General features: G+C 49.6%; 19 protein-coding genes and 2 pseudogenes. 15 read left to right on the top strand and 6 right to left on the bottom strand.

Annotation, left to right across the window (positions count from 1 at the left end; genetic code table 11):
* Positions 1–17: 17 nt before the first annotated feature.
* On the bottom strand, positions 18–1,316 hold the full coding sequence (locus KDK13_RS04915; RefSeq protein ID WP_257283824.1) for an FAD-binding oxidoreductase: 1,299 nt from the start codon (positions 1,314–1,316) through the stop codon (positions 18–20).
* Between the two features lie 147 nt (positions 1,317–1,463).
* On the opposite strand from KDK13_RS04915, the gene KDK13_RS04910 reads away from it, so the two are divergent.
* Positions 1,464–2,642, top strand: a complete 1,179-nt coding sequence (locus tag KDK13_RS04910) for a serine/threonine-protein kinase (RefSeq protein ID WP_257283823.1) — start codon at positions 1,464–1,466, stop codon at positions 2,640–2,642.
* On the opposite strand, the gene KDK13_RS04905 is transcribed toward KDK13_RS04910, so the two are convergent.
* Positions 2,631–4,127: an aldehyde dehydrogenase gene (locus KDK13_RS04905; RefSeq protein WP_257283822.1), complete on the bottom strand. Its 1,497-nt coding sequence runs from the start codon at positions 4,125–4,127 to the stop codon at positions 2,631–2,633. The two genes, KDK13_RS04910 and KDK13_RS04905, sit on opposite strands and share 12 nt — an antisense overlap.
* A 94-nt stretch (positions 4,128–4,221) precedes the next feature.
* Between KDK13_RS04905 and KDK13_RS04900 the strand changes: the two genes are divergently transcribed.
* Positions 4,222–4,500 (top strand): hypothetical protein, encoded by a 279-nt coding sequence (locus KDK13_RS04900; protein WP_257283821.1) that lies wholly within the window; start codon positions 4,222–4,224, stop codon positions 4,498–4,500.
* A 60-nt stretch (positions 4,501–4,560) separates the two neighbouring features.
* Here the strand turns inward: KDK13_RS04900 and KDK13_RS04895 are convergent, their stop codons facing one another.
* Positions 4,561–4,731, bottom strand: coding sequence for a XapX domain-containing protein (locus KDK13_RS04895; RefSeq protein WP_257283820.1), 171 nt, complete (start codon positions 4,729–4,731; stop codon positions 4,561–4,563).
* A gap of 120 nt (positions 4,732–4,851) precedes the next feature.
* Here KDK13_RS04895 and KDK13_RS04890 point away from each other — a divergent pair, with 120 nt between their 5' ends.
* From KDK13_RS04890 to KDK13_RS04845, 11 genes and pseudogenes are all read left to right on the top strand, one after another.
* Positions 4,852–5,649 carry a gamma-glutamyl-gamma-aminobutyrate hydrolase family protein gene (locus tag KDK13_RS04890; RefSeq protein WP_257283819.1) on the top strand — a complete coding sequence of 266 codons (798 nt, stop codon included), beginning with the start codon at positions 4,852–4,854 and terminating at the stop codon, positions 5,647–5,649.
* Positions 5,650–5,673: 24 nt separating this feature from the next.
* A complete protein-coding gene (locus tag KDK13_RS04885; RefSeq protein WP_257283818.1) occupies positions 5,674–7,020 on the top strand; it encodes a glutamine synthetase family protein in 1,347 nt (448 codons plus the stop codon).
* Between the two features lie 91 nt (positions 7,021–7,111).
* On the top strand, positions 7,112–8,488 hold the full coding sequence (locus tag KDK13_RS04880) for an aspartate aminotransferase family protein (protein ID WP_257283849.1): 1,377 nt from the start codon (positions 7,112–7,114) through the stop codon (positions 8,486–8,488).
* Between the two features lie 84 nt (positions 8,489–8,572).
* The gene (locus tag KDK13_RS19140) at positions 8,573–8,695 is read left to right on the top strand and encodes a hypothetical protein (RefSeq protein WP_257283817.1); all 123 of its coding nucleotides are present in this window, start codon (positions 8,573–8,575) and stop codon (positions 8,693–8,695) included.
* A 3-nt stretch (positions 8,696–8,698) separates the two neighbouring features.
* Positions 8,699–8,800 (top strand): annotated as a pseudogene (locus tag KDK13_RS18970) (ATP-binding cassette domain-containing protein); the annotation flags it as partial.
* Positions 8,799–8,966, top strand: a pseudogene (locus tag KDK13_RS18965) (ABC transporter permease subunit); the annotation flags it as partial. The pseudogenes KDK13_RS18970 and KDK13_RS18965, both read left to right, overlap by 2 nt.
* A 312-nt stretch (positions 8,967–9,278) precedes the next feature.
* The gene (locus KDK13_RS04865; RefSeq protein ID WP_257283816.1) at positions 9,279–9,725 is read left to right on the top strand and encodes a hypothetical protein; all 447 of its coding nucleotides are present in this window, start codon (positions 9,279–9,281) and stop codon (positions 9,723–9,725) included.
* Positions 9,671–10,066: a hypothetical protein gene (locus tag KDK13_RS04860; protein WP_257283815.1), complete on the top strand. Its 396-nt coding sequence runs from the start codon at positions 9,671–9,673 to the stop codon at positions 10,064–10,066. Before KDK13_RS04865 ends, KDK13_RS04860 begins: the two co-directional genes overlap by 55 nt.
* A gap of 73 nt (positions 10,067–10,139) precedes the next feature.
* Positions 10,140–11,507 (top strand): LDL receptor domain-containing protein, encoded by a 1,368-nt coding sequence (locus tag KDK13_RS04855; RefSeq protein ID WP_257283814.1) that lies wholly within the window; start codon positions 10,140–10,142, stop codon positions 11,505–11,507.
* Positions 11,508–11,741: 234 nt separating this feature from the next.
* Positions 11,742–13,796: a hypothetical protein gene (locus KDK13_RS04850; protein ID WP_257283812.1), complete on the top strand. Its 2,055-nt coding sequence runs from the start codon at positions 11,742–11,744 to the stop codon at positions 13,794–13,796.
* 93 nt (positions 13,797–13,889) lie between these two features.
* Positions 13,890–16,196: a heavy metal translocating P-type ATPase gene (locus KDK13_RS04845; protein WP_257283811.1), complete on the top strand. Its 2,307-nt coding sequence runs from the start codon at positions 13,890–13,892 to the stop codon at positions 16,194–16,196.
* A 164-nt stretch (positions 16,197–16,360) separates the two neighbouring features.
* Here the strand turns inward: KDK13_RS04845 and KDK13_RS04840 are convergent, their stop codons facing one another.
* The 3 genes from KDK13_RS04840 to KDK13_RS04830 form a co-directional block, all read right to left on the bottom strand.
* Positions 16,361–17,131, bottom strand: a complete 771-nt coding sequence (locus tag KDK13_RS04840; RefSeq protein ID WP_257283810.1) for a sporulation protein — start codon at positions 17,129–17,131, stop codon at positions 16,361–16,363.
* Between the two features lie 71 nt (positions 17,132–17,202).
* The gene (locus tag KDK13_RS04835) at positions 17,203–17,796 is read right to left on the bottom strand and encodes an HAD family phosphatase (protein ID WP_257283809.1); all 594 of its coding nucleotides are present in this window, start codon (positions 17,794–17,796) and stop codon (positions 17,203–17,205) included.
* A 144-nt stretch (positions 17,797–17,940) separates the two neighbouring features.
* On the bottom strand, positions 17,941–19,299 hold the full coding sequence (locus tag KDK13_RS04830) for a glutamine synthetase family protein (RefSeq protein WP_257283808.1): 1,359 nt from the start codon (positions 19,297–19,299) through the stop codon (positions 17,941–17,943).
* Positions 19,300–19,658: 359 nt separating this feature from the next.
* On the opposite strand from KDK13_RS04830, the gene ald reads away from it, so the two are divergent.
* Together ald and KDK13_RS04820 are read left to right on the top strand one after the other, a co-directional pair.
* Positions 19,659–20,780 (top strand): alanine dehydrogenase, encoded by a 1,122-nt coding sequence (gene ald / locus KDK13_RS04825; protein WP_257283848.1) that lies wholly within the window; start codon positions 19,659–19,661, stop codon positions 20,778–20,780.
* A 408-nt stretch (positions 20,781–21,188) separates the two neighbouring features.
* A complete protein-coding gene (locus KDK13_RS04820) occupies positions 21,189–21,608 on the top strand; it encodes an OmpA family protein (protein ID WP_257283807.1) in 420 nt (139 codons plus the stop codon).
* Positions 21,609–21,736 lie beyond the last annotated feature (128 nt).

The raw sequence follows: 21,736 nt of genomic DNA, 5'->3' as shown, positions 1-21,736 counted from the left end.
CAATGTTTTTATAGGTTCTAGACAACCTCTTTCAGCCGATACCACAGCATTCCAAGAGCCAGTAGCGGCGAACGGAAATAACGCCCACCAGGAAAGGTCATATGGCGAATATTGGCAAACACATCAAACCGTTCTGCCTGACCGGAAATAGCCTCAGCCAGCACCCTCCCTGCCATATGGGTGGCATTAACCCCGTGACCGGAATAAGCCTGGGCAAAGTAAATGTTTGACCCCAGTCGACCAATCTGGGGCATTCGGTTGGCACCGATCCCGATCATGCCTCCCCACTGATAGTCGATAGCGGTGCTTTCCAGCTGAGGAAAGACCTGCAACATCTTCGGACGGAGCGATGCGACAATATCTTTTGGATCGCGCCCGGAGTAATTGCACATACCACCAAACAACAGTCGTTTATCTGCAGAAAGCCGGAAGTAATCCAGCGCAAGGCTGACATCACAGATCGCCGTGTCTTGTGGTATCAGGTTTTGCCAGACCCTTTCCTCCAGTTTTTCCGTGGCTATGATATAACTGCCTGCGGGTAACACTTTCCTGCCAATCTCTGGTTCCAGGTTTCCCAGGTAGGCATTCCCTGCCAATACCAGTAACTGGCAGGTTACCGAGCCTTTAGCGGTTTCAACCCCGGGCAGGTTACCCTTATGGATTTTCACCACCGGCGAATGTTCGAAAAACTGCACCCCCAAACCCTCGGCTACACGTGCCTCACCCAGACAGAGATTCAGCGGATGCAGATGACCACTGCCCAAGTCCAGCATTCCGCCAATATACCGGTCAGTGTTGACATATTGTTTGATATCATCTTTTGATAACAGCCGAAGCTCATGGGGATAATGACGTGTTTTCAGAGACTCATAATCTTCCGTAATACCGGCCATCTGTTTTGGCTTGATGGCCGCATCCACATAGCCCATTTTCAAGTCACACAGAATGCCGTATTTCCGAATCCGCTCGCGCACCAGCTCAACAGCCTCGAACCCCATCCGGTGGATGGCCTCAACCCCGTCAGTTCCGATCTGGTGGCGAAACTGCTCCGGCTCTTCTCCAATCCCCCGAATCAGCTGACCACCATTTCGCCCCGTTGCCCCCCAACCGATTTTCCGGGCCTCCAGAACCGCTACGCGAAAGCCACGCTCAGCCAGCTCCAGGGCGGTGGCAACGCCAGAGAAACCGCCGCCCACCACACAGACATCAACGGACAGGCTGCCTTCCAGTACCGGGTATTCGGTTTCAACATTCCGTGAAGCGGCATAGTATGAGTCCGCATGTGCGTCGGTGTGGACAGGTGCTTTGGGTTTCATGGGTCATTGCCTGTTTTTATATTGCCACTTTTTCAAGAAGGGGCTTCCCCGTGAACTATTCCCCAGGATCCCGGATATATCAAGGGAATTTTCAGGCTGTACCAGGGTCAAATGAGTACTAACGTGAACCAATGACGAGCTTTTTTTATGTCAACTCCCATCAGACTGGAATCAGGCCTGCAACCTTCACCATTGGGCACCAATACGCTACCGGATATCGGTGGAGCAACAATCAGTCCTGCGACATATCATCATTATTCGGTTAAACCGGGAAGTGGAGATAGTGGTGATAGTGGAAATAGTGGAGTAGCCATCGCCGGTAGATCAGTGGACCTTACGGCACCTGAAAGGACACCTATCAATAAAAGAGCCAGTTGCCACTCCCCTTCACTGAGTACAACCGAAAAGGCGATAGTACAACTCTTGCCAATGGCTGAACCGGTGGAAAGTACAAAAATCAACGAAGGTGAGTGTGCCCGGGTAAAAAAATTATCGGATGGACAGCAAACCGTCGCAGTGAAGTTGTTAAAGGATGAGATAATCAATATGGAACGGAAACACCTTCGAGAAAAAAAGGGAGAAGTGTTGGGGCTGAATTTGCCCAATCACCCCAATATTGTGGAAACGCTGGCTATTTTGATACAGCACGAAGCTAACAACGAATATCGTTTGATTAAACAGAGCGTTCCTGATTTTTCACTGTCTTGCTACAAGATCCTGGCCTGTGTTCTCGAATATGTTGATGCCTCTGATCTATGTGACAGCATTTCGGATGAAAAAGCCCAACCAGGTTTCCAACTTGCTGTTGATGTTGGCAGAAAAATCTGTGACGCATTAATGTGTATTCATGAACAAGATATGGTTCATCGGGACATCAAGCCTGAGAATATACTATACGCCCCCCCGGAAGCCCCCGGCGAGGAAAGCACGGTAAAACTCACCGATATGGGGTTCACCAAACAACTGAAACAGGGCGATTATACCAGAACCAGCTGTGGCACTCCTGATTATACTGCCCCCGAAATCATCTTTGATAAAAAACATGATCACACCGCAGACGCCTGGTCACTCGGCGTTCTTCTCTTTGTCTTATACACAGGCGGCCGATTATACGACTCAGATGATGAGTTTTCAGTTTTGAAGGAAATTAACAGGTTCAGCCAAAAAAATGAGGCAGAGAAAAGGTTATACATGCTGTCAAAAGACAGATCTATCAGTCCTGAATTGTTGAACATCATACTTTCGCTGTTTCAAAAACCGAAACAGCGAATGACAGTGAAAGCAGCAAAAGAAGCGTTGGACAGGTTGCAGGTTTCAAAGCAGTGAAATCCAGGTGGATTTCAGCTCCGTGTATTTATCAAAGGCATGGAGCGACTTATCCCGGCCATTACCGGACTGCTTGAATCCACCAAAAGGCACCGTCATGTCGCCACCATGATAGTTATTGATAAACACTGAACCGGCCCTGAGTCGCCTGGATACCCGGTGCGCCTTGCCAAGGTTACCGGTCCATAGCGCTGCTGCCAGGCCATAGTCAGTATCATTGGCGATGCGGATTGCCTCTTCCTCATCTTTAAAGGAAATAACGGACAGCACCGGACCAAAGATTTCTTCCCGGGCAATGGTCATCTGATTATCAACCTGGTCGAAAACCGTGGGTTCGATATAGTACCCCCCCGTTTCCTCCATAATCCGGCGTCCCCCCATCACCAGCTTTGCGCCTTCCTGCTTTCCGGTCTCGATATAGCGGAGCACATTATCAGTCTGGGTATCATCGACGATGGCACCTGAGGTGGTTTCAGGGTCCAGGGGGTGCCCGGGTCGCCAGGTTGCCATGTGTTTTCCCAGCAATGATATAAATTCGTCGTGTATTGAGGCTTCAACCAGCAGTCGCGACCCGGCAGTACACACTTCGCCCTGGTTATAGCCAATGGCCATGGCGGCATAGCTGGCCGCTTTTTCAAGATCGGGTGCATCAGCAAAAATAATATGCGGGCTTTTACCACCAGCCTCCAGCCATACCCGCTTCATATTCGACTCACCGGCATAGATCATCAGTTGCCGGGCAACTTTGGTAGAACCGGTAAACGCAAGACAATCCACATCAGGATGCAGTGCCAGCGCTCTTCCTGCAGTGTGGCCAAAACCGGGCAGCACCTGTAAAATGCCTTTGGGCAGACCGGCCTCTTCGGCCAGCTGGGCAACTCTGATCGCCGTCAGTGGTGACTTTTCTGAAGGCTTGAGAATCACACTGTTACCGGTTGCCAGTGCGGGCCCCAGTTTCCAGCAGGCCATGCTTAACGGGAAGTTCCAGGGAACAATGGCCGCAACGACTCCGACCGCCTCCCTGGTAACCAGGGCCAGGCTATCCTCACCAACTGGTGCCACTTCGTCGTATATTTTATCGATGGCCTCGGCACACCAGCGAATACAGTTGGCGCTGCCGGGAATATCATCGCCAAGCGCATCGTTGATGGGCTTACCCATATCAATAGATTCCAGCAGGGCCAACTCGTCCAGGTGCTCGTCAATTTTGCTGGCAAAGGCATGAAGGACTTTTTTGCGGCCAACCGGAGATTTGCGGGACCACACGCCAGAGTCAAATGTTGAACGGGCCAAAGAAACCGCACGATTTACATCGGCTTCATCACAGCTGGCGACACAGGTCAGAAGTTTCCCATCCACAGGTGAGATGCAACCAAAGGTGTCGCCACTGACTGCATCGGTGTACTCACCGTTGATCCAGGCCTGATTGCGGATCTCAAGCCCATCGGCCATCGCCTGCCATTGCGCGCGCGTTCTGGTCGCCATAACGGCTCCTGTTGTTATTGTTTGAGGGCATTGTTTGAGGGCATGCGGTAAATAATCGCACATTAACGAAATGCAGTGCTTGATTCAATATAGAATGTTTGAAATATTGTGCACTCTGTTTGAAATGATGTACGCCTCTGATAACACTGACTTCACCGGACTGGTTGCAGCTATTGAGCTTGCACCGGAACAGGGCAAGCCCGGAGAGCGAGGCTACAAAACGTTTATACACGCCTATGAAAATGGCGTGCTCGTGCGCTGGACCGGTGATATTCTGGCCATCTCACCTCCGCTGATTATTGAGCCTGACCATATCGACCAGCTGGTATCAGCACTACGGGAAGGCATCCTGTTTTACCGTCGGGTGGGGTGAACAACTTTCCTGCTATTTTTAACTCTTACGAACAACAGTGAACAACAGAAGAACAACGGATTAACTGAAAAAACGGGTCAGCAATAATTGAAAGCAGACATGCCCCAGATAGACACCAACAATTCCCATAACCCCCGACAGCACCGGGGGCGCCGGTATTGGTAAGCGGAAAAAACTGAAGAGCATGCCTACGGCAAAACCAGTGATAGTAGCAAGGAGGGCTTCGTTCATCAGGTGGCACCAGAAAAACACTAAGGCCGTCTTATAGTAGTCCATGAACATCTACTCTGATGCCTTGATCATAAAGAAGATAAGCCTTGAACCACCAGGACACAGAGGCACCAGGAAAAAATGTCGAGTATAAAAACAGATATCCGCCCGCTGGTCGGCGTTACTGCAGATACCACAATGGATGGCCTGCACCGGGTGCATCAGGCTGGAGAAAAGTATCTTGCCTCGGTTGTCCATGGTGCAAATGCCATTCCGGTGATTATCCCCTCTTTACCGGTAGCCCTGAATAGTCAGGACATTCTTGAACAGCTGGATGGCCTGCTGGTTACCGGAGGTTATTCCAATATAGAGCCATGGCGCTATGGTGGTGCAACGGCTAGCGCCGATGCTTCAACAGAAAGTACACATGAAGATGCCCAAAGAGATAACACAACACTGCAACTGATCCCTGATGCCATAACACTGGGTATTCCTTTACTGGGCATTTGTCGTGGGCTTCAGGAACTGAATGTGGCGTTCGGTGGAACACTGCACCAGAAGTTGCATGAAACCGGCCAATTTCAGGAACACCGTGAAAATAAAAAAGCACCTTTAGATGTGCAATATGGGCCTGCACACCCTGTCATCATAGAATCCGGCGGCATTCTTGCTGCCATTGCCGGTACTGGTGAACAAATGGTGAATACGGTTCATATGCAGGGTATTGACCGCCTGGGAAAAGGACTGAAAGTGGAAGCCCGGGCACCCGATGGGCTTATCGAAGCCATTTCCGTGCAAAACAGCAAAAACTTTGCACTTGCCGTTCAGTGGCACCCTGAATACCGGGTTTCCGATAATCTGCTTTCCATGACGATCTATCAGGCATTTGCCGAAGCCTGTCGCACACGCCATTTCCATCGATTAAATCGTCATCACTAAGTACTAACAACAAGCAAAGATACTATGAAAAAGCTGGCCAGCTGGTTAAAGGAACAGAGAATCACCGAGGTTGAAGCGGTTATATCCGACTTTACCGGTATCGCCCGTGGCAAGATTATGCCCAGCAGTAAATTTATTGCTGAAAAAGGCATACGCCTGCCGGAAAGTGTGCTCATTCAAGGCGTTACCGGGGATTACGTCGATGATGAAATCTACTATGAACTGATGAACGCGGCTGAAATCGATATGATTCTCAAACCCGATGAGTCTGCAGTCCATATGGTACCCTGGGCACTGGAGCCAACAGCGCTGGTTATCCATGACTGTTACGACAAGCAGGGTAACCTGATCAGCATGGCACCCAGGGCGGTGCTGAAAAACGTTCTGGCGCTTTATCAAGCCAAAGGCTGGAAGCCCGTCGTGGCACCTGAACTGGAATTTTACCTGACTAAACGCACCGCCAATCCGGACCACCCTTTGCAGCCACCGGTTGGGCGATCCGGGCGTCCTGAGTCCGGCCGCCAATCCTATAGCATTGACGCTGCCAATGAATATGACCCTCTCTTTGAAGATGTTTACGACTGGTGTGAAGAACAGGGGCTGGATGTGGACACCCTGATCCATGAAGAAGGTGCGGCCCAGATGGAGATCAACTTCCGTCACGGTGATGCCCTGTCCCTGGCAGACCAGGTGTTTATCTTTAAACGCACCGTGCGGGAAGCGGCATTAAAGCACGATATCAATGCCACTTTTATGGCAAAACCCATCAGTGGTGAGCCGGGCAGCTCCATGCACCTGCACCAGAGTATCCTGGATAAAAAAGGCAACAACATCTTCAGCAACGAAGATGGTTCTCCCAACAAGAAGATCTTCCACTATATTGGCGGACTTCAGAAGTATGTCTCTGAAGCCATGCCGCTGTTTGCGCCGAATGTAAACTCCTACCGTCGTTTTCTCAGGGATACCTCTGCGCCGGTAAACCTGGCCTGGGGTATTGATAACCGTACCGTCAGCCTGAGAATTCCTGACTCATCAGCAGCCAACCGCCGTGTTGAAAACAGGCTGGCAGGCGCTGACGCCAACCCATACCTGGCCTTTGCTGCATCGCTGCTCTGTGGTTACCTGGGCATGATTAATGAGGAAAAACCAACCGAAGCCGTCACCGGAAATGCCTCTGACGACTCTAACGACAAAAGACTTCCACTCAACCTTGAGGAGGCCCTTGAGCTGATGGAACAAAGTGACATTCTCAAAGAGACCCTGGGCAGACGGTTTGTTCGTTCCTATGTTGAAGTCAAGCGTGCTGAATACCAGCACTTCAAAGAGATTATCAGCTCCTGGGAGCGTGAATATCTGCAGATGACCGTTTAAAAAAACCAATAATAATAAATGCAGGAAGAACAATATGAGCTACACCATCTCTGAGCCAACAAGGGTCGAGTCGGTAAAGAGCGCGGAAACTATGGCAAAGCCAGAGCAGTCAACAGCGGAAAGACAGCATATAAATCACAACCATCACCTGCACCCATTTGCTGATAACGGTGCCCTGAAAAAAGAAGGGGCAAGGATTATTGAGAGTGCCAGGGGAGTTTACCTGTACGACAGTGAACACAATAAAATTCTTGATGGTATGGCCGGGCTCTGGTGCGTCAATATTGGTTACGGCCGACAGGAACTGGTAGCAGCAGCCTGCAATCAGATGAAGGAGTTGCCTTACTACAACACCTTTTTTAAAACCACCCATAACCCGGCCATTCAACTGGCTGAGAAACTGGCAGAGATCACCCCCGGGCATATGAACCATGTATTCTTCACCGGATCGGGATCAGAGTGTAACGATACTGTGCTGCGCATGGTTCGTCATTACTGGGCCAGCAAAGGCCAGCCAGATAAACAGGTGATTATCAGCCGGGAAAATGCCTACCACGGCTCTACCGTTGCCGGTGCCAGCCTGGGTGGCATGAAACCCATGCACAAACAGGGCGGACTGCCTATTCCCGGTATCGTCCATATCCAGCAGCCTTACTGGTATGGTGAGGGAGGTGATCTCACCTCTGAAGCCTTTGGAGTAAAAGCAGCACAGGCTCTGGAAGAAAAAATTCTTGAACTGGGTGAAGACAAGGTAGCGGCATTTATTGCTGAGCCTATCCAGGGAGCCGGTGGCGTTATTGTTCCTCCAGACACCTACTGGCCAGAGATCAGGCGCATTCTGGATAAATACGACATTCTTCTTGTGGTCGATGAAGTGATCTGTGGTTTTGGTCGTACTGGCGAATGGTTTGGCAGTGATTACTATGGCCTCAGGCCAGATCTCATGCCCATGGCCAAAGGCATGTCCTCCGGCTACCTGCCTATTGGTGGGGTTATGGTGAGTGACCGGGTTGCAGAAGTGGTTCAATCCAGTGGCGACTTTAACCACGGTTTCACCTATTCAGGTCACCCGACGGCTGCTGCGGTTGCCCTGGAAAACATTAGAATTCTGCAAAACGAAAAGATCATTGAAAAAGTGAAAGCGGAAACCGGCCCTTACTTGCAGAAACGCTGGGCTGAACTGGCAGACCATCCACTGGTGGGTGAAACCCGTGGTGTTGGTATGGTTGCTGCGCTGGAGATAACCAATAACAGGGAGGCAAGAACCCGTTTTGATGATGAAGGCTCTGCAGGCACTGTCTGCCGTGATTTCTGTTTTAAAAATGGTCTGGTGATGCGGGCAGTTGGCGATACCATGATCATCTCACCGCCACTGATTATCAGCCATGCTGAAATTGATGAATTAGTGACCAAAGCCCGTAAATGCCTTGATTTAACCCTGGAGTACTTCAACAACGGGAAGCAATAAATTATTTGGACGTACTTATCAACAAAGGCGCCCACAGTAAAAATACAATAGCGCAACACAACAATAAGAGAGAAAGGCATAACCATGATCAGACATCTGGGAAAGTCTCTGGTTTCAGCAGCCATCGGCTGTGCCTTTATTGGCTCTGCTTTTATCGGCACAGAATATCACCAAAACCTGGTTCATATGACACAGTTTGTACGATGAAAGCCTCACCAACTGTCCGGAGGTCAGCGTCAGCGTGTCGCGCTGGCCAGAAGCCTGGCGAAACAGCCTCAACTCCTGCTTCTTGATGAACCTATGGGAGCCCTATGCGACGGTGGTCATCTCATCCCGCCTGCAGGAAGTGGATCGTTCCATAGAGGAAGCCGCCATGGACCTGGGAGCAACCCCATTCAAAGCGTTCTTTCAGATCACCCTGCCCGGTATTGCCCCCGCTCTGGTAGCTGGCTGGCTACTGTCTTTTACTCTTTGCTTAAAAAAACAATATTAATTAAACCTGAAAAAGGTAGTTTCAATAATCAATTCAAAAACCGATAAATTAAGGTGCTTTCGCAGGCAGTTGCCCGTTTATTAATCTACACTGACATGTGGTTGTTAAATCCGTTGCCCTTCAAGTTGCTACTACTTTGCTGAGCGTATCAGCTCGCTCCAGTAGCACGGTTTTTCTGTGCTACCGGTGCCATCGTTATTTTCCGCCGCAAAGCTAAAAGCTAGTTGAACCCCTTCGGGTTTACCCTTTTACGTCGTAAGTTTGTATCCACTTCCCCCTCTCACATCGTGCGTTGCCATGAAAAAAATACATCTGTTTCCTGCCTGCTCCTTTTGGATTATGGCGGCGCTTGCAGAAACCACCAGCCAAAGCAATGACTTTAAACATTGGGCCAGAGACAACTGTCGTGATACGGTAGGTGATGTGTTTATCTACCATAACAATTACACAGGGAAGACCAATTATTTCCAGCTGGCTACCCTGGGCCCGAACGGCGGACTTTGCCCTTACTTCCCAACCAATGAAACCAGTAGTTTCTACTGGCAATACTTGCCAGATGAAGCCGCTGCAGAGGCAGCCGCTGCGGCAAACGCAACTTTGCAGAAACGGCCGCCCATCACGCTGGCGCAAATTGATCACCCTCCCTCTGTCACTCCGCCAAAAACACCGGCTACGACTTTATGGTGGCCATGGCAGAAACCAGTGAAGAGGGAACAACCTGGGAGGCTCACGTCTATGATGTGAAGAGCAAGGAGACAACGTTAATTGGTCGTGTAACAGTGCCATCGTCCACTGGGATTGAACAGGGGCCTGCTGTAGCGTTTGACGAATATTTTGCCTGGCTGTCGCATCGATGCCCTACCCAGCCATTTTCAGAAATCCTGTTCTTCACACCCACTTATTACTACAAGGGCCAGCCTCACAACGGTCATATTACATCGCTTAATCTGAATAACAATTGTAATGCCAGGTTCTTCTCTGACCACAGTAGCTACGTCTATATTGAAGCTGGGTATAAAGAAAAGCCAGAAACGGACCAGATCAATAAGCCGAATTCAAAAGAAACGGGGGAAGGTAAACAGTGATTTGAAATGCCTGTTTTAAAGTTCTCCTTCATACGTGCATGGATGTATTGGACATATTCTCTGAGGTCATCAAATGCAAATTACAACATCCACCTTGCCAAATACTTTCCCTTCTCAGGTAACTTCTTCACACTCCCGGGAAAACACAAAAACGTCAGGTATCGCTGTCAGCCATGAGCAGAGGGATGCCAGTTGCCGCCATAGCCCAACTCAAAAGCCAGAACACAAAGTGATTTCTGACTACAGTGTAAAGCAGCTTGCCGATAGTGCCCTGCAGGCCGGAACGGGGCTGATGCGTGGTGCAGCGGGTTTTGCGTTTAACCAGGTGATGGCCTCACCGTATATTGATGGTGTTGCCCCCGGGCTTAAAACACTGCTCAGGCTTGCTGTTTTTTATCATCAATTGCAACCGGCCGGGGCGGCATGCGCTCCTGACCGATTCAACTGTGCCAACGAAGAATGTATCCCTATCGATTATTCCTGCAATGGGCATGATGATTGTGGCGATAACTCGGATGAGCGGGCGGATTTATGCACTCAGGACAAATGTGAAGAGCTAGGTCGGTTTTACTGCGACAACAAAAAGTGTATTGACCTCCGTTGGGCCTGTGATGGGGTTTATGATTGTGATGATAATTCGGATGAGGGGGGGGATTTCTGCACTCAGGACAAATGTGAAGAGTTAAAGCGTGATTTCCAATGCGACAACAGATGTATTTCTCGCAATTTCGTGTGCGATGGGGATATTAATTGTTTTGATCATTCTGATGATCGGGCAGATTTATGCACCCGGGACAAATGTGAGGAGTTAGGCCGTGATTTCCTCTGCGGCGACAGCACCAGATGTATTCCTCGCCATTTCGTGTGCGATGGGGATATTGATTGTAGTGACAACTCTGATGACCGGGCGGATTTATGCACCCGGGACAGATGTGAAGAGTTAGGACGTGATTTCCTTTGCGGCAACAGCACATGCCTTCCTCGCGCTAAGTTGTGCGATGGGTATATTGATTGTAGTGACAACTCTGATGAACGGGCGGATTTATGCACCCGGGACAGATGTGAAGAGTTAGGACGTGATTTCCAATGCGACAACAGCAAATGCATTCCTCGCAATTGGCTGTGCGATGGGCATAAGGATTGTTTTGATCTCTCGGATGAGCGGGCGGAATTATGTGATACCGACTCCTCAGTTTATGCCTGGTTTGCTTTACCCGCTGTTTTGACAGCAGGAGCCATCTATGGAATCTGTACCTATGCAAGCTATAAGACTCTCAGGCAGGCAAATCCGGACTCATCGACAACACCTTTATTGTTGAACGCACTCAGGCATCCGTTGCAATTCCGGCAGCCTCATCAACCCGCAGCTACAGCGGAGACATCGACAAGTTCCGGGAGAGTTAATAATCCGGTAGAACTGCTGGAGCTACAGAACCTCTGATAGCATAGATCAGAAGCCCAACCCACTGTGGCTGATTAGCCACAGTGGGCGGTAAATGACAAAAACCCAATTTTCGTTGTCTACACTCGATTTGCACATCTTTTATGCCTGGTCATTATGCCTGGCCATGGTCAGTTTTCTTGCACTCCAATTCATAACTAAAATGCAAATATCCCGTTAACCCAAGCCATTGACCTCATAATAACCAACTACAATTCAATACAGGATTCATCAATGTATTTACCATCCAACATTTCTCTCAATCCCGGCCTCCAGGGTTTTAGTCCGGATCACTCATCCAATGCCGGAATCACTGATATTTTACCGTCGGGGAATGATTCAGCAGCTGGTGTAAACAATGTGCTGGCTTCAGAGACTGTCGGGTTAGTTTCCACAGGAACAGATAATAAAGTTAATCGCCTGTCGTTACAGGATAGAGTCATTTCTATTCCATCAGTTGATAATGTTAAACAGGGTTCTAATGGTTTTCGAAAAAGGCTTAAGAAGAATGAAGAACCGCCATCCCCCACCACCCTTGAAATATTACAACAGGCTAATAAAATCCAATCCATCCTGGCCAATGAACTTGATAAATATTTATTCATTCAGCAGTTAACCAGCCGGACTGGACTATCAATATCAGAAGCTGAAAAAGAAATGAACCGCTTTTCAAAAAAACTGGGGAATACCCAGTACCATTGGGATTATATAAAATCAAACATTGAACATATAGCGAACGACCATAAACATATTTTCAGCACTTTACACGCTATTGAAGTCAATACCAATCTGGCAGAAAGGCGTGTTGACAGCATTGAAACAAGACACGATAAAACCGCAGCCATCCTGGAACATATCAACAGGGAAGAAAACAAAGCCATTATCATGGAAAAACTTTGTGAAGCACTCAAGAAGCCACGACATGACGTTGAAATTCTTTTTCAACGCTTTATCTGCGAAGCAGAAAAACCGAAATCAACGTTTCATGCGGTAATGACAGGACTTTGTCTTTTCAGTGCTTTTGGCAGATACAGCAGTTTTATTCTGGATAGGCAATCCACTGCCAGTGAAATTATTGTGACGTTGATTGGTTCTTTCAGTACTGCGGCATTAACATTAGATGGGGTTTCAGCCGCTCCTGCCAACTGGGAAGAGTATTCAACAAAACTTTCCCAGGCACAGAAAACCTTCAATAAATGTTATTTCCCTGCATTATTCCTGGCCACGGCCAGTGACATGGCAAGAGTTGGCATTGCTGCCCATAAAGAATTTGGGCTTACTATTGCCATTCTGGGTACGGCATCAGAAGGTATTACCATGCTGGCAATTGGCTGTGAAGCGCTCAATCTGCTCTACAAAGCCGGAGAAATAATGAGCAAGGCAGAGCAATGTCATCTTGCTGCTGAAAATATTCTGACCACTGACCTCGTTCAAGCCGCTGCCATTGCTTCTCTGGTTTCGGCCTATGCTTTACCGCTGGGCGTTGAACAATGGACCAATGATCTCCCGGAACTCATTCTGCCAGAATCATGGGCCTTTTCTTATGCTGCTCAAGTGGCAAAAATTGTCATAATGTCTCCTCACGCCCTGGTTAATACCATTATTGAAACGTATATGACGGCGACATTTTTAGTGTCAATCAAAAGGGTAATATTTGAAACCGCTCGCTTAATGTCTGCTTTTGGCAAGAAAAAAGCGGGCAAAGAAAACCAGCTGACCGACTCAGAAAAACGTATCTCTGATAAAATCGATAAAATTCTGAAAACACTTGAGACTGTACCAAACTCAAGACCGGGCAAGGTCGCTCTTGCCAAGGCACTCCTGGGCCTGGCAGGTAGCTTAACCGTTGGCAGTTTTGCGTTTTACAGTGTATTTGTCTATCAAATGGGCCTCAGTGCTGATACTCGGGAAAGGGCTGAGTCATTCAGGGTGATGGCCAGCGAAACCCGTTTAAACGGCACTTTGCATCCGGGCGTATCCCCTGTCCAACTCGATGGGTTGGCAAGATGGGCTGACAGTGATGCCACTGTCAATGAATTTGCTGCCGGGACAACCATGATAACGCAGTTTATGGAAGCGTTTAGCCTGATAAAAGGGGCGGGGATGGTTTTGGGCGTTGGTAAGGCACTTTATCAGGTATGCCGTGGAACTCAACCTGTGAAGCCAGATCAGCTTCGCAGGGCACTGGAAGTGTCTTCTGAAGAAAAGCTGGATGAAATTTTAGCCATTTTTCAACAACAGGGTTCTCTTTCCAGGGAGTTGGTAGAATACAAAATTACAACGGTTTGATCCGCCAGGCCTTTACCTTCCTGTAAGGGGAAGGGTTATGCTTACCCCATGATTGAATCAGCCAATATCAGAATTGCCACAGGAGCATAACCCATGACTGCCAGAGAAACCGAGCTGCGATTGAGTGGTCTTCGCTGTGCCGGCTGTGTTGGCAAGGTAGAAAAGGCCCTGCTTGCGGTTACCGGTGTTACTGAAGCCAGTGTTAATCTTGCTGACCGTACTGCAAGGGTTGTCGGAACCGCTTCTTCAGATGAATTAGTAAGTGCCGTAGAAAATGCTGGGTTCAAAGCAAGGTTTCCCGGCACAGTTCAGAGCCTTGAGGATGATTCATTCGAGCAACAACAGGCGCAGCAGGAAGCAGACGACAGGCGACGTTATCACTATCTGCTGAAACATAGCGCCATAGCCCTGGGTCTTGGGATACCGCTGATGATCTGGGGAATGGTCACCAAACAGATGGGCGTCAACAACCTTCAGGAGCAGATGGCCTGGGGCGTGGTTGGCGTGGTTACCGGATTGATTCTGTACTTCTCGGGTGGACACTTTTTCACTGGCCTGTGGCAATCCCTGAAACATCGTAATGCCAATATGGACACGCTGGTAGCCCTGGGCACCGGCGCGGCCTGGCTGTTTTCCATGATTGTTGTACTGTTTCCAGAGTGGCTGCCGGCCAATGCACGACATGTCTATTTTGAAGCTTCCGCAATGATTATCGGCCTGATCAATCTGGGCCACGCCCTTGAACTGAGAGCCAGGGGCAAAACCAGTGAAGCGGTCAAACGCCTGCTTGGGCTTCAGACTAAAACAGCGCGGGTGATTCGTGACGGAAAAGAGCTGGATATCCCTGTGCAACAGGTGCATAAAGGCGATACGCTGCGGGTGCGCCCTGGAGAGAAGATTCCGGTGGATGGGCGCATTGTTGGCGGTAACAGCTTTGTGGATGAATCCATGCTGACGGGTGAGCCTGTCCCCGTGGAAAAGCGTGCAGGTGATGCCATTACCGCCGGTACCCTGAATAAAAATGGCTCACTACTGTTTACCGCAGAAAAAATAGGCAGTGAAACGACACTCGCCCAGATTATTGCCCTGGTAAAAAAAGCCCAGAGTTCAAAGATGCCAATAGCCCGACTGGCCGACAAAATCTCCGGCATCTTTGTTCCTTCAGTTATTTTGATTGCCATGATAGCTGCAGCTGTCTGGTTTTTTGCAGGGCCAGAGCCCAGGGTTGCCCATGTGCTGGTGGTCACCACCACAGTTCTGATCATTGCCTGCCCCTGTGCTCTGGGCCTTGCCACCCCCATGTCAGTCATGGTCGGCGTGGGCAAAGCCGCGGAACTGGGCATTCTGATCCGCAAGGGTGATGCATTGCAACAGGCCAGCAAGCTGACGACGCTGGTCCTGGATAAAACGGGCACCATCACAGAAGGCCGCCCTACTGTTACCAGGATTGCCACTCTTGAGCCGTACACCGAAGTCGAACTGTTAACCCTGGCAGCCAGTCTGGAACAAGGCTCTGAACATCCCCTTGCTGAAGCGATTGTGGCATCCGCCAAGTCAAGGCAGATAGCACTGAAAGCCATTGAAGGTTTTCAGGCCATTCCCGGTCACGGTGTATCAGGAAAAGTCGATGGTCAGGTATTGCTGCTGGGTAATAAAAAGCTGATGATCGACCATGGCTTCAATGTTGAAAGTCTGGTCGATAAAGCTGAACAACTGGCAGAACAGGGGCAAACCCCGATATTTATGGCCATTGATCACCACCTGGCTGGCATTATCTCGGTTTCCGACCCCATCCGCTGCGACTCGCAGGCCGCGATCAAACGGCTTCATAAACTGGGCATTAAAGTGGTTATGCTCACCGGTGATAACCGGTTAACGGCACAGGCCATTGCCAGGCAGGCTGGCATTGATGAATTCCATGCTGAAGTTCTGCCTGAAGATAAAGCCGCGCATGTGCAACAGCTGCAGCAACGGCTATCCGGGAAGGGTCATAAGGTAGGGATGGCAGGTGACGGCATCAATGATGCCCCGGCCCTGGCCCAGTCCGATGTTGGCTTTGCCATTGGCACAGGGACTGATGTTGCCATTGAATCTGCGGATGTGACCCTGATGGGCGCTTCCCTTCACGGTGTGGCAGATGCCATTGAGCTATCAAAAGCCACACTGAGAAACATCAAACAGAACCTGTTCGGTGCATTTATCTACAACTCACTGGGAATCCCCATCGCTGCCGGTATTCTGTTCCCCTTCACGGGCATGCTGCTCAATCCGGTCATTGCCGGGGGTGCCATGGCACTGTCATCGGTCACCGTGGTGTCCAATGCCAACCGGTTAAGGTGGTTCAAACCGTCAGCCCATAAACAATCGCATTGCCAATCAGGTTCCCCAGGCACCGTTTAAGCGCCAGCGGCCTGGCGGTGATTTTAACGCCTGTCACCTTCAGGATGATTCAGGAATGTGTATGCAGCCAGGCTCTCTGTCCAATCGATTGGACAGCCAGGGTAATGTCATTAAGCATTCTTTCCAGATCGAATAGGAAGTTTGCAAGGGCAAAAAATTGCAGATCACGTTGTCTGATCAAGAAGGTCGATCACACGTTCACCCAGTGTTTCAGGCATTGTATCGGTCGACACTTCCAGATGTCGCCTCAGCTCCCCTCTTCCCAACAGCCCTGATAACATGCCTTGCAAACCCCGTTGCCGACGATCAACTTCAAACCAGAGTTTCAGCTGTTGCCCATCCCGCCAGGCAACGATTTCAAGCTCTCGCCAGCGCCCAAGAAACTTCCCGGATACCGGTACAAACTCAAACTCCTGAACAAACGGCAGTTCAAAGCCCACGGCTGCCTCGCATTCAGCCTGGCGCAGCTGCAAACCTGCCCTGGTGAGAGCATCAAACAGACCGGCCATCAATGCATCCGGCCTGACTACCAGCAGGTCAGTATCTGAAGGGTCAATGGCAAACTGGATATCCAGTCCGGTTTCCAGCCATACCTTACCCTCGCCAAGGGTAATGGGTGTGTTATAGGGCAAAATAAAGCTGGCATTGAATATTCGCTCTTCATCCGGAGCAATCATAAAAGTTTCTGGCAATGACCAATGGCTCAAAGAGCAGGTTTGTTTAACCTTTTCAGTAACGGTCCCTTCATCGCCTCCTTTACGCTTTTCCAGCTCTGCAAAATACTGGCAGCAGATATTCAGGTAGATATTATCAATCTGTTGTTCAGCCGCGCCCCCTTTAACCCGAATGGTGAAATCCACCTGTTTACCGGGAATCAGCTCTGGCTGCTCGAGTACGGCATCCACTTTTGCGGCACCTATAGACAGCGACGCCATTGCTTTTTTCAGTAGAGACATAGATATACGACGACTACACGATAACTGTACAAGAACAAAAAAACAGGAAATCAGTTTGGCCAGTGCAACTGACCATTGATGACCAGAACACAATCCATACCTGCGGCAGCAGCGGCCTCCCGGCCAAGTTCGGTATCTTCAAAAACCAGGCATTTCTCCGGCTCAACACCCAGCTGGACAGCAGCCTTGAGAAAGGTTTCCGGGTGTGGCTTGCCATGGGCAACATCGGAAGCCGTAACCAGGGCGTCCAGGCGTTCCAACAGTCCAACACCAGCCAGCAGTTCCTCGGCATGAGGACGGATAGCGCCAGTACCTACCGCTAATTTCTTATTGCCTTCACAGTGGGCAAAAACAGCGTAGGTCTCATCAATCAGGACCGGCCCGCTGTAAATCTCTGTCCAGATAAGACATTTGGTTTCAGCAATAACGCTGGAGTCCTGCGGCAAATTATAACGCTGCCTGACCAGTTCCGCCGTCCGCTCAGTAGAGACACCACCCAGAGAGTGATGCCACTGGCGGTCAAAAGGAAATTCATATTTCTCGGACACCCTGCGCCATGCCTCAAGATGAGTGGGCATAGAGTCAATGAGTGTGCCATCCATATCAAAAATAATGGCATCGTAACTGGCAAGTTTATCTGGCATGGAGCGCTATTTTCCGTTGATAGTGGCCGATTTTTCACATGAGAAGCTGCACATGATAAACCGCATTTCCTTTCCGTCAAACTGACTTCGCCGACTCGGCAGGACTTTATCTATTCTTGCGCATTAAATATTCACGAGATCAAATCAGGCCGTTTTCAACATCCACTCTGTTTCCAGTGCAGTCACATGACGCTCAAAACGCTGCAGTTCTTCACGCTTGCACAGGGCATAGAGATCAATGTATTGCTGGCTGATATATTCACAAAGCAGCTCTCCTTCAGCCAGCCTGGACAATGCCTCTGCAGGACGGTGGGGCAACAATGGGAATTCGTTATCAAGCCCCGGGGCTGCTTCCCCGGGTGGCGTCAGCTTATTTTCAATACCATACAAGATTCCGGAAAGCACAGAAGCCAATGTCAGGTAAGGGTTGGCATCTGCCCCGGCAAGACGGTGTTCAATACGGCGGTCGGCTTTTCCACTGGCCGGTATCCTTAACGATACGGTGCGGTTATTGTGTCCCCAGGATGCGTGCAACGGCACATACATATCAGGCACAAGACGACGATAGGAGTTTACATTAGGGCAGAGTAATGCCACGGTTTCCGGCATCATATCAATGGAGCCGGCAATGGCGTACTGAAGAATCTTACTGTCTTCCCCTTCTGCATTGGCAAATACATTACCACCGGCATCATCCAGAAGGCTGACATGAATATGCAGTCCGTTGCCCGGCTGCTGCTCATACGGTTTAGCCATAAAGGTGGCTTCATAGTTATAGCGCCCAGCCAGTTCACGGATCAATCGCTTCAGCATAATCGCATGATCGCAGGCTGCAACCGCATCTTCGCCATGCTTGAGATTAATCTCAAACTGCCCTGGTGCGGCTTCTGCCACCGCAGAGTCAGCAGGAACTCCCTGGGCCTTGGCCAGCTGATTAACATCGTTCAGAAAACCGGCAAAATCCACCAATCCATCAACGGAATAGACCTGGCTCATGGTTTCACGGGTGCCAGTCACAAAACCGACTGGCGGCTGTATTTTCCCTTCTGCCGAGCGCTGCGGGTCAACCAGGTAAAACTCCAGTTCCAGGGCCACTACCGGCTGGTAGCCACGTGTTTTTAATCGCTGAACAATCTTGGTGAGGACATTCCGCGGTTCATAGGGAAAACCGCTGCCATCCTCTTCCTGCATCGTTAAAAGTACCTGGGCAATTTTTTCCGGATCCGCAGCAGATGGGGCAAGCGTTCCGGGTAATGGCACACACAGGCGATCAGGCTCTCCAATGGTCATTCCCAGTCCGGCTTCTTCTATGGTAACGCCGGTAATGTCCAGGGAAAATACGGAACAAGGCAGGTAGCACCCTTTTGCCAGTTTTTTGAAGCCGGATGCAGGAATACGTTTTCCCCGGATAATGCCATTAATATCAGGCAGTAAGGTATCGATGTACTCTGTATTCGGGTAGCGCTCAAGATAATCAGCGAGTTCTGTTTTGAAATCCGGCATTTACAGTCCCCTTTTTTTGGGAGCAAGCACTGCTTTCAGCCTTGATGTACCTGAGGCAGGATTCCCGCTCGGACAATATGCCCACTGATAACCAGCCTGCTCTTTCTGTTATTGTTGATGCCTTTTTTTGTCAATACTGCCCAGTCACAAGGAGATGTTCAATATGTTCAACAAAAATCCATTCTCAGGCAGGTATTTGGCTTTATCTGTGACCTTTCCCTGAACACAGGGCAAAAAAATAAATTGAAAATATTTTTCAGAAAGAAAAATTAAATAAAATAAATATTCATGAAAAAATCCTGTGAAAATTCATGTTAAATACTGTTATTGCCCACGTTAATACGATCATGGAGTTGAATATGCGGATAGGTATTCCCAGGGAAATCAAGAATCACGAGTACCGCGTAGGCCTCACACCAGCTGCTGTCAAAGAGCTGGTTGATAACGGACACGAGGTTTTGGTTGAGGACCAGGCTGGTCATGGCGTCGGCTTTTTCAATGAGGATTATCAGGCCTCAGGTGCCACGATTCTGGAAACGGCTGAAGCGGTGTTCGAGGCAGCTGAACTCATCGTTAAAGTAAAAGAGCCTCAGGCAGCTGAGCGTTCCAGACTGAAACCCCACCACACGCTGTTCACCTATCTGCATCTGGCACCCGATGTGCCACAGACCACAGACCTTATCAATTCCGGAGCAACCTGCATCGCTTACGAAACCGTCACTGATGCCCGGGGCCGACTGCCACTGCTGGCCCCAATGTCTGAAGTTGCCGGGCGTATGTCTATCCAGGCAGGGGCACGTTGCCTGGAAAAATCCATGGCTGGACGCGGTATGCTGCTCGGCGGAGTTCCTGGCGTTGAACCCGCCAGGGTCGTCATTATTGGTGCCGGGGTGGTTGGCCAGAATGCAACCGCCATGGCGGTCGGCATGGGTGCGGAGGTAGTGGTACTTGACCGTTCAGTGGATGCCCTGCGCCAACTGGATGCACAGTATGGCAACCGTGTTCGTACCGTATACTCCACTTCCCAGTCTATCGAACAGCATGTGGTATCCGCTGACCTGGTCATCGGCGGTGTTCTGCTGCCCGGTGCCGCAGCACCCAAACTCATCACCCGGGAACTGGTTAGCTCGATGAAACCAGGCTCTGTTATCGTCGATGTCGCCATTGATCAGGGCGGCTGCGCAGAAACGTCCGTGGCGACCACTCATGCCGAACCGACCTTTATCGTTGATGAAGTGGTTCATTACTGTGTTGCCAACATGCCCGGAGCGGTTGCCCGTACTTCTACCCTGGCACTGAACAATGCAACACTGCCTTATGTTCTGCAAATTGCCAACAAGGGCACTCGCAAGGCTTTGGAAGACAATCCATACCTGTTGGAAGGACTGAATGTTTGTAAGGGTGTTGTTACCTGTGAGAGTGTTGCCCAGGCACAAAATCTGCCTTACAAAGCCGCCGCCCAGATGCTGGCTGAAATTTAGCCGATTCTGATAACTCATAGCTGCTGATAGCGTCATATCATGCAGTTACCACAACTCAGTGGTAGCTGCATTTTTAGCGTTAACTCACCTGAAATGACAGTATTGGCAGGCCTGGAACAAAGGCACAAAACCTTGACTTACCCTCGTCTCATACAAGTAGCTCCCTGAGCACTACCGTTCATCCCTGAAACCCGGAACGTCCTGTCAAAAATAAGTCTTATTGCCCCTTCCCAAAAGAATTCCCAACCTACTGCTGCAGTAGGAAAACACAACACTATACTCAGTAGAAATTCCCATAAAAGGGAATCAGAAATCATTAAACACCATGGATGGAGAAGTACCATGATAAGGCAACTCAAAATAACCTCCCTTCTTACAGCAGCCCTTCTGATAACCGGCTGCGGCATAATGAAAACCAGCAGTGAAATGGCCGCCAGTGATTACCAGCCAGCCAATAGTAGTTCCAATTGTGCTGTGAGCTCTGACTGTGCTGTTGCGGAAAAAATACCCGAGGCCATTTATTTTGACTTTGGAACTGCTGATCTGGATATGAATGACCGTGAGCTACTGGATACTGTTGTAGAACAGATGGGTAGCTCCAGGCGTATCGAACTGACTGGCTACACCTGCAACATTGGTGATGACCAGGTAAACCAGTATCTTTCTGAGAGGCGGGCCCTTGCTGTAAAAGCATACCTTACGCAGAAAGGTATAGAAGAAGACCGCATTACAACTTTGGGTAAAGGCAAGCGGCACTCTGTAACCACCAACGGCAAAGAAGAGAACCGTCCGAACAGTCGTCGAGTTGAGTTGAAGATCCTCCGTTGACCATCTCTGATTCGATTGTGCGGCACGGTTAGCACGCTGCAAAATAAGGTACCGATCAACCGGTACCTTTTTTATGTACAGGGATGTACTGTATCCTGGAAATGCAGGAGCAATTTCCAGGGAATGTA

The organism is Endozoicomonas sp. SESOKO1 (assembly GCF_024606265.1).
GTDB lineage: Bacteria > Pseudomonadota > Gammaproteobacteria > Pseudomonadales > Endozoicomonadaceae > Endozoicomonas.
Note: the sequence above shows the minus strand (reverse complement) of the source record. Positions and strands in the feature narration are given on the sequence as shown.